Raw genomic sequence first — 12448 nt, forward strand, 5'->3', positions numbered from 1 at the left:
CTATTCACAGAATGTATAAATACGTAATCAGAAACGGTGTGTCATTCCGGCAGCAACCTGCGTAATCCGGGTCTTCCGGCTCGGCGCCGTGTCAAAGTCCTTTTTGTACTGCTGGTACCCGATGCCGGTATAAATCTCGGTCCGCTTGCTGAAGACATAGTGATAGCGGATCGCGGCGCTGAAGCCTGTCAGATCGTACGTTTCGCCTGCCTGCGCGAATTCTTTGCCGTAACGGCCGGAGGCATATCCTGTCATCACTTCAACTTTGTTTTTTCCGAGGGGAATGACCGCGCCGAGTCCCACCGCGGCCCCGCTGAGGCGGCCGTAATCTGCCGATCCATCCGCGAGTTTTCCAAGCCAGAGACCGGCAAGATTATCCGCTCCGGTGACATACTGCAGACCGCCGAGAAGCCTGAAAGTCCCAAAGTCGTAGCTTCCCGCAAGCCCATAGACCTGTTTATCCTCCCGTTTTCCAAAGCCGGTAATGGCAGCGTATCGGACGCGTTCCGCCGTGATGACAGCGTTCAGGGCTCCCCGACGATAGGCCGCGGCGGCACCGAGGTATCGCTCATTCCCGCTCTCATGCGGAGCTTCATCGCCTTGGGAGAAGGAGTACTGGAGGTACCCCGTCAACCCGGCGGCAGACGGGGACTCATAAGTCACCGTGTTGTTGCGGCGCGTGTCAAAGGAATAGGGGCCGGTAATGAGCCCGTCTCCGCCATCAAAAGCGTCCCCGGTCCCGAAGAAAAGGTCGTACGTTCCGGCCGCGGAAGAAAAGGTGCCGATCCGCCCGAAAGTGACTCTGCCGTAGGGAGAGCTGACATCGGCTGTCGACTGGCGGTGGAAGAGCCGGCCGCCTTTTTCATTTCCGGTGTCCGATTCAAACTGATTTTCGAGTTTGAACCCAACTCTCCAGCCGCTGCCGAGCGATTCTCCGCCTTTGAAACCGAAACGGGAACCGGCATTCTGTCCGCTCATCATCTGGAGGCTGTCTGCTGTAGTGCCTTCAGAGGCGGTATGGGAGTAGCGAAGTCCGGTATCAACGACACCATAAAGTGTCAGACCGGACGAAAAGGCTGTTCCCGGGATCAGAAGGGCGGCACTCAATGCGGCAGCGAGTCGGCAATTCATGAGTCAGTTCCTGTGACAGAGAGATCCGTTCAGGCTTTTACCGCGTCAATACGGAACATACGGACGGGATTAAACGTTTCATCACACTCGAGGTAGATCCGGTCAGAAAGCGAATTGTCAAGGGAAACACGTTCAAAACCGATTTCAGTCAGTACCTGAAAATCCCATTCCGGACGGCGTTCATCGCTGATTCCGAGGCTGTCTTTGATCCGGTCGCATTCAGCGAGGGAATTATCCGATAGCCCTTTATGGGCGTTCTCGACCCCCTGATCCTTGAGGTCATGAGTGAGGGACTCAAAGGACACAGAGCCGTAGTCCGCATCGAAATTGATCAGGCGCCCGCCTTTCTTCAGAACGCGGAACCATTCGCTGTAAGCGGTTCTCGCGTCAGGCAGTGTCCAGGTGAGATTGCGGGTGAGGATGAGATCAAACGTTTCATCCTCGAAGTCCAGTGCCTGAGCGTTCATGACCCGGAATTCAGCGTTGACGTCAAAGTGAGCCGCCGCGGCTTTCGCTTCGGCAATCATTTCAGGCGATAGGTCAATCCCCGTTACCCGATGGCCGAGCGGCGCCGTGATAATCGGGAAGAAACCGGTTCCGGTACCCACATCAAGGATACGGAGAGAATGGGATGTGCCAAGCACAGCAGAGGCAATTTCATGCATCCAGCGGGATTTCACCGGACCCGAAAGTTCAGCGAGCCTCGTTTTTGCGAATCCTTCAGCGCGGCGATTCCAGTATTCAGTAATTTCCTCTTCAATATCGCGATCAAACGCCTGGATAAGGGATGCGGTTATGGAGTTTTTTTCGGTCAGCTGTTCAGAAATCATGGTCTGCCTTTCAGTGTGAGTCCGGCCGCGAGCCGGGATTTTTCTTTAAAAAGGGAGGCAAGCTGCCTGAGGAGCGGATTCTCAGACGTGTCAATTGCCGAGGTGTCGATCTGAAGCGCCGCGCGGCCATCCTCGAGAAGAACGGCATCGGTGCAGATTGACCGAAGGGCCGTCAGATCGTGTGTGATAAAGAGCCAGGTTGACTCAGGGGTTTTAAGGCTGCGGAGCAGCTGCAGGATGTCCTGCTGCAGAGCAGCGTCGAGCCCTGAAAGCGCTTCATCAAAAATGATGAAGCGGGGGGCGGGAGCCAGAGCCCGCGCGATGCAGACCCGCTGGAGTTCACCGCCGGAGAGTTCGTGCGGGAATCGCGCTGCGAAGTCCTCGGTGAGTCCGACCTTTGAAAGCATTTCCTCGGTCCTCTGCTGGATTCCGGTATTCAGGCCCGCGATCCGCAGAGGCTCCTCGATGATTTCCCCAACGGTTTTATTGGGGTTTACGGAGTCTGTATAGTTCTGCAGCACGATGCTGAGCGATCCCGGATGCGCCTTCTTCCAGGCGTGAACCGTCACCCCATCGAAAAGCACCTGTCCGGAATCCGCTTTTTCCAGCCCCAGAAGAATCCGTGAAAGCGTGCTTTTCCCGGCGCCGGAGAGACCGATAAGTCCGGTGCAGGCACCTTTTTTCAGAGTGAAGGACACTCGGTCCAGCACATTGGTGACTTTCCCGCGGAAAAGAAATCCTGGGCCGGCATAGGTTTTGCGGACATCCTTCACTTCAATAAATGGAGTGGATGAGGCAGGCAATGCCGGTCGGTCTTCCGGCAGAGTCCTGAGCGCGGAGAGAAGCCGCTCTGAAGCAGGGTGCTCCGCGCCCGCGAGGTTCCCGGGAATGAGGGTTTCGACCGTATTTCCCCGATCGACGACATAAATCCGGGAAGCGATCGACAGGACAGACGCCACGTCATGCGTGATCACAATCAGGGCGGCCCCGGTTTCTTTCTGCGCACCGAGAAGTTCCGTGAGAACAGACGAGGAGGAAAGAATATCGAGAGCCGATGTCGGTTCGTCAGCAACGATCAGCCGCGGTTTAAGAAGCCTGACGATCGCTGTCATGCATCGCTGCAGCATGCCGCCCGAAAGCTCACACGGGAAACGACGGATCACGTCTTCGGGCCGATCAAAACCCAGACGGCGAAGTGTGGCGAGGATGGCGGACCGCGCCTCAGACTTTCCCGTGCCCGGAAAGGCCTTCTCCAGAGTTTCTTCAATCTGGCGCCCGATCCGAATCAGAGGGTCAAAGGCTTCCATCGGCTGCTGAGTGAGCAGCACAGCGTCCCGCCCGAGACGGAAAGGACGGGAGGATGAGGCCGGAACGGCAGGACCGTCGAGCCAGGAGATGCACCCCGAGAGGCCGAACCGCGAGGAGAGAAGACCCAGCGAAGCGAGGACAGATGTGGTTTTCCCGGCTCCCGACGGGCCGACAATTGCGATGCATTCACCAGAACGCACTTCAAACGAGGCTTCGCTTACGAGAGTCCGGCCGTTTGGGGCTTTTATCTGCAGACCGTCCGTTTTCAGAATCAGCTCACTCATGCCTGGTCTCCCTCCGGAGTGACATGCCGCATATCGAAAACATCCCGGAGTGAGTCTCCGAGGAAATTAAAAGCGGCGACCGTGGTCAGAATCGCGAGTCCAGGAGGGAGCATCTGCCAGGGGTAGAGCGAGAGAACATTCTTCGCTTCTGACAGCATCATTCCCCATTCCGGTGTCGGAGGCTGGGTGCCGAGACCCAGAAAGGAGAGGGATGAAATCATCAGAATCACGGCTCCGGTATCAATCGTCATCAGGACGAAAAATTCCCCGGCTGCGCCCGGGAGCAGGTGAGAGAAAAGAATATGGAACCGAGAGGCACCGGCCGCACGGGCATACTGAACATATCCGGACTGCATGATCGAGCGGAGGATGGTCCGCATCATCCGGGCGTACCAGGGCCACTTCGCCGCGGCGCAGGCAAAAAGAATATTGCCGAGACCGGGTCCTGCGATTCCGACGATCGCGAGTACAAGGACGGCTGACGGAAAACTCATAAAGATATCCGCCGCTCTCATCATGAGGGATTCGGCTCTGCCGCCCAGAATGACAGAAACCGCGCCATACGCGGCACCGGCAAGGCATGTGATCAGCATGGCAGCCGCGCCCGTGAAGAGCGTTGAGCGGATCCCCCAGATAAGACGTGAAAGCAGATCCCGGCCGAGAGAATCCGTTCCGAGAAGATGAGTGAGGGACGGGGAAAGGAGCTTTTCCGTCAGACTGATTTCAGTCGGGCTGGAGAGCGGCAGAACCGGGGCAAGAACCCCAATCACCGCGATCGCGAGGATGAGCCCGGCTGCCGCGGTTGCCCCGCGGTTTTCTCTGAATCGCCTGAAGAGAATATTCATTTCATCCCTCCTCAGAGCGTCGAACCCTGCCTTCTCAGACGGGGGTCAAGCCAGGCGGTGAAGATGTCCCCCGCCAGGTTGAAAAGGATGAAACACACCGCCATCAGCAGCACATAGGCTTCAATCACCGGAAAGTCACGGTTGAAAATCGCCGTGACGCAGAGTCTGCCGATTCCGGGCCAGGCAAAAATACATTCGACCACGAAAGCCCCGGCGATCAGCTTCGGGATTGACATCGCGAGAGCGGTCGCGCTGCCCCGGAGAGAATTCAGCAGTTTATGAAGCTGAATCCTGGTCCGGGAAAGACCACGGCTCTCGGCGAAAAGCACCCAGCCGGCATGGTTCGTTTCCACCATTTCCGCCCGGATGAGGCGCACATAGGTGCCGATATAGGCGAGTGACAGCGTCACGGCCGGGAGAATAATCGAATCCGACCGGGTCATGCCGCTTGTCGGCAGCCATCCAAGGAAAACGGAGAAGAGCCACATCAGGAGAAGCCCGGCCCAGAAGTCAGGGAGAGAGGAAAGGGCGAAGACCACTGATCGGATCAGGTGATCCGTTTTGCCGCCCTCGCGTGATGCGCAGATCGCGCCGCATAGAACTGAGAGCGGAATGATGATGGCGAGCGCTGCGGCCGCGAGTTTCAGTGTGGCGGGGAGCGCTTCGGAAAATTCCTCCGCGACAGGGCGTCCGGAAACCCAGCTGCGGCCCAGGTCTCCATGAAGGGCGGAGGTGATCCAATCCACCCACCGGACGGCTATCGGGCGGTCGAGTCCCATTTCGGATCGTGTTTCCGCTATGAGCTCCGGTGTCGGCACCATGGCGTTCACGCGAATGGCGACCTCGGCGGGATCGGATGGCGAAAGAGAGGTGATTAAAAACGAAATCATCGATATCCCGATAAGAATCGGGATAAGAAAGATGAGCCGTTTCAGAATCAGCCGCAGCATTGGGAGTCTCTCTCCTTATTTGGCGTTTTTGAAGAACATGTCTTCAAACGGAATTTCGTACTGTGACACCCTGAATCCCACACCCGAGAGTGAGGTACGGTAAACCGCTTTGGTTCGGGAGTAGGAAATCGGAACGTAGACCGCGGAGTCATGTATCCGGGTGAGAATGTCACGGATCATGGCGGCGCGTTTCGTTTCTGACTGTTCCGTCATGAGAGATGTAATTTCCCGGTCAATCAGAGCTTTGTCGGGGAGTCCGGTCTGCGCCTGGAAGTCGCCGTGAGCCGGAATACGCCAGCTTGAGAAGTAACTCTGCGGATCGTACGGAGCGCCCCAGGAGAGCGAGTACTGCATGTCAAATTTTCCGGTTCTCTGCCGGTCGAGATAAGCCTGTTTCTCTTCCCCCCGGATATTCATGCGGATGCCGACTTTCGCGAGGTCGGATTGAATGGCCTCAGCAATTGCCTTTTCCTGAGTGTTATTGGAGTTGAACCAGAAAGTGACCTCACAGGGTTTCCCATTCTTTATATAGATGCCGTCAGAACCCTTTTGCCAGCCGTCAGACCGAAGGATCTTCTCAGCTGCGGCAGGATCATAAGGACGGGGCTTCAGCGGAACATCGCAGCCTGGGACATTCTTCGCGAAAAGCGTTTCAGCCGGTGACTCAAGTCCATTCAGAACGCCTTCAGTGATCGCCTTGCGGTTGACCGCGCGCTGAATCGCTTCACGGACAGCGGGATCAGCGGTGACGGGGGCGTTTTTCGGATTTGAATTGAGGAGCACGGCGCGGCTCGCGATCGGATCACTCGCGAGAACCGCGTACTGGCCTTCCTTCTGAAGTTTCGCGAAGGTGTCACTCGTAATCTGATCGCCGTCTGAGCCGAAGATCAGATCAATTTCCCCCTTCTGCAGCGCCATCAGCATCGTCTGGGCGTCGGGCATAACTGTCCAGCGAACGCTCTGCAGCTTCGGTTTCGCGCCCCAGTAAGAGGGATTTGCTGTGAAAACCGCATACTGGTTCTGTTTATGCTCGGACAGCACCCAGGGCCCCGTGCCGCTGAGACAGGTAACGCCGTCCTTTGTGGAACCACTCTTCATGCATTTCGGGGAAATGAAGCGGAACGGACGCGTGACACTCAGTTCAGTGAGCGTCGGATAGTAAGCGTGATGAAGTTTAAGAACCACCGTATCAGGGGAGGGGGCGTCGACAGAGGCGATCTCGTTCGTGAAATCAAGCCAGGCGTGCCGGACCTTATTCTGAAGAACCGCTTCGATATTCAGTTTGACGGATTCGGCATCAAACGGAGTCCCGTCTGAATATTTGACGCCCTGACGAAGCCTGAAGGTATAAGTGTGGCCGTCAGGTGAAATGGTCCAGCTTTCGGCAAGCCAGGGCTTGATGCCATCCTTTGTGCTGACCACGAGAGGCTCAAACACCATGGCCTGTGCCGCCATTTCCCCGAGATAAAGATGGGGGTTGATGTTCCGGATGTCCTTCATGGAGGCATAACGAAGCTCGGTGCTGTCTGTTTTTCCACTGCCGCCGCATCCCGCAAGAAGCGCGGCGGAGATGACGGATAAAGCGAGAAGAACAGGCAGTTTTTTCATGAATTGCTCCCGGAAGGCGGAATAACTTTGGCGCCGTTCTGTTGTCAGGCGGGTAGCAGTATACCTTGTTTCATACGAAAATAAAATTCGTATGCAAATTGTGGATTAAGAGCGGAAACAAAGCCGGCAGCTGGCAGTATTCGTTTCAATATCCCGGCAGAGCAGTGGGCAGTATTGAGGAAGGTATCTTTGAGATCTCCGATATTCTTAAAAATTTGTAAACCAGAAAATCTGAGAGCTGATCATTATTATTTGGCTTACTGACCTTTTATAAAGGCGGGAAACCCAGGTGGTGAGGTTAAGCAATACCGGGAAATACGCAGAATTATCGCCTTGGATAAGAGAAAAAAAGATACAGTGATCCTGTTTTATTTGATTGGCAGAAGATATGGCACAAATAATGACAAATGACGCGGGATGGTGCCTGAATAAAATATCTTTCAGGAAAAACCCTCGCATTGATAATTAATCTGTGTTACAATTAAGTCTGTCTGCAGGAATTGCCGGCTGGGAAAAAGAGATTACCCCATCTGCTTCAAGCGCCTCCCGGCGCCAATTGCCCACAAGCATATTGCGTACTGCATCCGCACGGAAATAGCGTCAGCGGGTGCCAGGAAAACCTGCAAGTTTATTCACGGAATAAGGAACCTCTGATTCTCCGGACCGTGAATGCCGTTTGAACCGGGAAACATTCCGGTTTCTGAATTCTGGAAGCAGTCATTTTGCTTCCGTCATTATTAGCTGCCTCTTAATTGAATTCTGTCAGCTGAGGATTCTGACGGGAAAAAGTTCTTTCCCGGGTATCGAAAAGCACAGAGTTCACCTTCAGGTGATTTGCCTGACCGCATCACGGCGACGCATTCATTTCGGGCGGAACATTCCGCTTATCAGCCCGGCGCTTTTCGGGTCACTGAACCGCTGGACCCCGCAGTGGGTGTTGCCTGGAGCCTGAAGAACAAGAAAGCAGTCCCCTGTTCAACTCTAAAGGAGATTTTGCTTAATGCAGAAAAACAAAAAAATATCTGAGGAGTTGAAGACAGAGATGCATGAGCTGCATCGGGATTTTCACGACCTTTATCCGCTTCACACGCCGAGTAACGAGGAAGACCGGGAAACCGGCTTTGGCTCAGTCGCCACAGAAGAGGAAAAGGCGGATCCCGTCAAAGCCACGACTGAAAAGAAAAAGCTCACCCCTGTCTTCCTGCTCTCACTTCTGATTGTTGCCGGCCTTACCGCAGCGTGTCTCGCCTGGCCCTCTCAGTTCCTTGCGGCCACCTCCCAGCTCTGCGACACCATTTCAACCGATTTTGGATGGTTCTATCTGCTTCTTGTCGCACTCATCGTGATTGTCTGCATGGTTTTCATGATAAGTCCGATAGGAAACATCCACCTCGGAAATCCGGGGGATAAGCCGACGTTTTCACGGGCTTCATGGATCGCGATGCTGTTCTCTGCCGGTATGGGTATCGGCCTTGTTTTCTGGGGCGCAGCAGAACCGCTCGCCCATTTCGCGACATCGACTCCGGGACCTGAAGTGGGTTCTGTTGAAGCGCTCCGAGACGCTTTCCAGTATTCCTTCTTCCACTGGGGATTCTCCGCCTGGGCGGTGTACGGCATTGTGGCTCTGGCGCTTGCGTACTTCCGTTTCCGTAAAAAGGAAAAAGCGCTTTTCTCTGTCACTCTGAAGCCGCTTTTCGGCAAGCACGCTACCGGGCCGCTCGGAACGGCAGTTGATGTGCTGACGGTCCTTGCCACAGTGATCGGCGTTGCGACGAGCCTTGGGTTCGGTGCCATGCAGATTAACGGCGGTCTGAATTACCTCTTTGGCATTCCGAATAACTCAACGGTTCAGCTGATCATCATTGGCATCACGACGGTTTGCTTTATTGCCTCGTCGCTCTCCGGTATTTCCCGCGGCGTCCGGTGGCTTTCGAACGCGAACGTCATCCTCGCGGTGGCTTTCGTGCTCGCGGCTCTCGCGATCGGCCCGACCGCTCAGACCATGAATGTGCTGGTGACCTCAACGGGCGATTACCTGCAGAACTTCATCAGCATGAGCTTCAACGTGGCGCCGTTTGATCAGAGTCACCACGACTGGATCAAGTCCTGGACCATTTTCTACTGGGCCTGGTGGATTTCCTGGTCTCCCTTCGTCGGCGTCTTTATCGCCCGTATCTCGCGCGGCCGCTCGATCCGTGAGTTCCTGCTCTGCGTGATCCTGATCCCGACGATCTTCAGCTGCATCTGGTTCGCGGTCTTTGGTTCGCTCACGACCGCGGTGCAGATCGGCGGTGTGAATCTCGCGAATCTGCCGACTGAAACCGTGCTGTACGGCGCTCTCGCTCATTACGACTTCGGGCGGGTTCTCTCGATGGTTGCCGTGGTGCTGGTGTTCTCGTTCTTTATTACTTCGGCCGACTCGGCGTCGTTCGTGCTCGGCATGCTGAGTGAAAACGGAAATCTGGAACCTCGTCTCCGCACGAAGGCTATCTGGGGTGTGCTGCTTTCCGCTCTCACCTGCGTATTGCTTCTTTCGGGCGGTCTTGGAGCCCTGCAGAACGTGCTGATTATTTCGGCGCTTCCGTTCTCCTTCGTGATCGCACTGCTCCTCGTGTCACTTCATAAAGAACTGCAGCATGAAAGAGTACAGATGGGCCTCTTCCTGCGGCCGCTGATTCTGCCGAAGGCTGATAAGCCCTTCCGTTCCTATGAGGATCAGAAGACGCTGAAGCCGATTGAGATCATTCGCAAGTCAGTAAAGGCTGACCAGACGGTCATGGCTTTTGCGAAGGCGACAGCCGGTATGACCACGGCGGAAAGAAAAGAAGCCGTGGCGGTAGCCGAGGGTGTTCTTGCTGAAATGAAGAGCGGGGAAAAGAAGCCATCGGACGCTTCAAAGTCTCCGAAACCCGAAACGGGAAAGCCTGCTCCCGCCGGAACCCCCGGGTTCATCGGGCCGGATACGGATGACAAAGGTATCGTCGGTGTGTCCTGAGACCGCACGCTGCTGAATAAATATAGGGCGCGGAGGGAAGTGGATTCCTTCCGCGCTTTCTTTTAAATAGAGCGGTTTCCTTTTGCAATCAATTTTCGGTGATTCAACAGCTATACTTAACCGGATTTTCCGAAGGAGTTACTTTTATGCGCGAATGCATGGATGCACCGAATCTTCACCGACGCCTCAATAAGATCCTCGGTCAGGTGAAGGCGATCGACAAGATGGTGGATGAGGATGTGCCCTGCGAAGAGATCCTTATTCAGATCAATGCTGTGAAGGGAGCTATGCATCGCGTCGGCCAGATTGTGCTTGAAGGGCACCTGCAGCATTGTGTCCTTGAAGGCATTGAAAATGGAGACGCCGAAGAAACGATCAAAAAATTTGCGGATGCGGTGGAGCACTTCACGCGCAGGTCTTGAAAATTGATACCCCGTGGGGTATAGTCACACCCGTATTCCCGAAATGGGAATAATTTTTATTCTCCTGAATATACCTATACGGGTACCGGCATATGCAGCACACAAAGATCCTTGACCGTGAGGCGATCATTCAGATCGCCATCCTGATCGTAAGCGGCGCATTTCTTCTCGCCTCTTTTGCAGGCGTCCGGGTAGCGGGTTTTGATCCCGCCTGGATTGCCATCGTTTTCTGCGGACTTCCGATTCTGAAAGAAGCCGCGATTGGGCTTATTACTGAATTTGATATCCGGGCCGATGTGCTGGTATCGCTCGCGCTTATCGCCGCGGTCGCGATCGGAGAGTATTTTGCGGCGGGCGAAGTGGCGCTCATTATGCAGATCGGGGGTCTCCTCGAGGAACTCACGGTGAAGCGGGCGCAGGCGGGACTTGAGCGTCTGGTCGCGATGACGCCTGAAACCGCGCGGATTGTGGGCCCGGACGGCACGGAAACCGTCATCCCGGCAGAGGAAGTCAAGGCAGGTGACACTGTCCGGGTGATCCCGGGAGAAAAGGTGCCCGTTGATGGCGAGATTCTGGACGGCATCACATCGATCGATCAGTCTGTGCTGACAGGTGAACCGGTGCCGGTTGATCGGGGTCCGGGGGACACAGTGATTTCCGGGACCGTCAACCGGTTTGGCACCTTCCTTATGAAAGCCACCAAAGTGGGGGATGACCGAACGATTGCCAGAATGGCGGCCCTCATCAAGAGCGCCGATGCCGGAAAAGCGAAGATCGTGCGTGTCGCGGACCGCTGGGATACCTGGATTGTTGTGATGGCGCTTACCTGCGCTGTGATTGCTTACCTCGCGTCAGGCGAAATCATCCGTGCGGTAACCGTGCTGGTCGTTTTCTGCCCCTGCGCCCTCGTGCTTGCGACTCCGACCGCGGTCATGGCAGCAATCGGAAACGCCGCGCGGCACGGTGTGCTGGTGAAGGAGGGCGATGCGCTCGAGCGTCTCGCTGATGTGAAACAGGTGGCGTTTGATAAGACCGGCACGCTGACCGCGGGGAGCCCCCGCGTGGAAACTGTCCACTCTGTAAATTCGGAAATTCGGGATACGGAGCTCTATCAGCTGGCGGCAGCCTCCGAATCGCTGTCCGAACACCCGCTCGGAAAAGCGATTGTGAATGGCTGGAAGAATGACCACCGGGAGGCGTTCCCAGCGGTATCTGACTTCCGTATGATCCCCGCGAAGGGGGTTGAGGCTTCGGTTGGTGGGAAGTCAGTTCGGACCGGGAAGATCGGGTTCATCGCGGATAGAGGAGACCCCCGTGCCTCAGAACTGGAGTCTGCGGCGAAGCGCTACCTGGATCTCGGTGACACAGTGATCTATATAGCGGTGAATGGAGTGCCGTCCGGATTTATCGCTCTGAACGATCCCGTGCGGAGCTCAGTTTCCCGTTCTGTCGCGGAGCTTAAGGCGCTTGGCGTTTCTCCGGTGCTCCTGACAGGTGACAACGCTGTGGCGGCCAAGCGTATTGCGGAAGAAACGGGTATCCCCCGCTTTGAGGCGAACTGCCTTCCGGAAACGAAACTTGAATTCCTGCGGGAAGGGGAGAGGAGCGGGAAACCGGCTGCCATGATCGGTGACGGTGTGAATGACGCCCCGGCTCTCAAAGCATCCCGCGTCGGTATTGCCATGGGAGGCGTCGGATCCGATATTGCGATCGAGGCCGCAGACATTGTTCTCGTCAAGGACTCGATTGATGAGGTCCCGCATCTCTTCCGCCTTTCCCGCAGAACACTTCGGATGATCAAGTGGAATATCACTTTCGCGATGGGAATCAATCTGGTCGCGACGGGGCTTGGAATGCTCGGGCTGATGGGGCCGGTAGTGGGAGCTCTGGTCCATAACGGCGGATCGGTTTTTGTGATTCTTAATTCCGCAAGGCTCCTTCGGGACCGTACCCGGGAAAAGTCCGAACCCGTAAATTTGGTACCCCGAAAAGCGTAGGGCTATGGGCGTCTAGAAATTCCCACCAAATTAATTATTATCGTATTGTGCAGGAAGTAAAAAAATGTTCTAGCTAAC

General features: G+C 55.5%; 9 protein-coding genes. 3 read left to right on the forward strand and 6 right to left on the reverse strand.

The annotated features are described in order from the left end of the window. Positions 1-27 precede the first annotated feature (27 nt). Genes M4NBBH2_RS06610 through nikA form a run of 6 tightly spaced genes read right to left on the reverse strand, consistent with a single transcriptional unit; the run spans position 28 to position 6956 of the window. Entirely contained in the window at positions 28-1131 is a 1104-nt protein-coding gene (locus M4NBBH2_RS06610) for a porin (RefSeq protein WP_116270204.1), read from the reverse strand. Between the two features lie 29 nt (positions 1132-1160). After that, complete coding sequence (locus tag M4NBBH2_RS06615; protein ID WP_116270205.1) at positions 1161-1961, reverse strand: class I SAM-dependent methyltransferase; 801 nt, start codon at positions 1959-1961, stop codon at positions 1161-1163. After that, complete coding sequence (locus M4NBBH2_RS06620) at positions 1958-3553, reverse strand: ABC transporter ATP-binding protein (RefSeq protein ID WP_116270206.1); 1596 nt, start codon at positions 3551-3553, stop codon at positions 1958-1960. The genes M4NBBH2_RS06615 and M4NBBH2_RS06620 overlap by 4 nt, the downstream gene beginning before the upstream one ends. Continuing rightward, positions 3550-4398, reverse strand: coding sequence for an ABC transporter permease (locus M4NBBH2_RS06625; RefSeq protein WP_116270207.1), 849 nt, complete (start codon positions 4396-4398; stop codon positions 3550-3552). Before M4NBBH2_RS06625 ends, M4NBBH2_RS06620 begins: the two co-directional genes overlap by 4 nt. An 11-nt stretch (positions 4399-4409) precedes the next feature. Next, positions 4410-5348 (reverse strand): nickel/cobalt ABC transporter permease, encoded by a 939-nt coding sequence (gene opp1B / locus M4NBBH2_RS06630; RefSeq protein WP_116270208.1) that lies wholly within the window; start codon positions 5346-5348, stop codon positions 4410-4412. A gap of 15 nt (positions 5349-5363) precedes the next feature. Continuing rightward, a complete protein-coding gene (gene nikA, locus M4NBBH2_RS06635; RefSeq protein ID WP_116270209.1) occupies positions 5364-6956 on the reverse strand; it encodes a nickel ABC transporter substrate-binding protein in 1593 nt (530 codons plus the stop codon). Between the two features lie 1042 nt (positions 6957-7998). Between nikA and M4NBBH2_RS06640 the strand changes: the two genes are divergently transcribed. The 3 genes from M4NBBH2_RS06640 (at position 7999) to M4NBBH2_RS06650 (ending at position 12370) form a co-directional block, all read left to right on the forward strand. After that, positions 7999-9951, forward strand: coding sequence for a BCCT family transporter (locus M4NBBH2_RS06640; protein ID WP_116270611.1), 1953 nt, complete (start codon positions 7999-8001; stop codon positions 9949-9951). A 146-nt stretch (positions 9952-10097) separates the two neighbouring features. Then, positions 10098-10373 (forward strand): metal-sensing transcriptional repressor, encoded by a 276-nt coding sequence (locus M4NBBH2_RS06645; protein WP_116270210.1) that lies wholly within the window; start codon positions 10098-10100, stop codon positions 10371-10373. 92 nt (positions 10374-10465) lie between these two features. Next, positions 10466-12370, forward strand: coding sequence for a heavy metal translocating P-type ATPase (locus M4NBBH2_RS06650; RefSeq protein WP_116270211.1), 1905 nt, complete (start codon positions 10466-10468; stop codon positions 12368-12370). The last annotated feature ends 78 nt before the right edge of the window (positions 12371-12448 follow it).

Source organism: Mesosutterella multiformis (assembly GCF_003402575.1).
Taxonomy (GTDB): Bacteria; Pseudomonadota; Gammaproteobacteria; order Burkholderiales; family Burkholderiaceae_F; genus Mesosutterella; species Mesosutterella multiformis.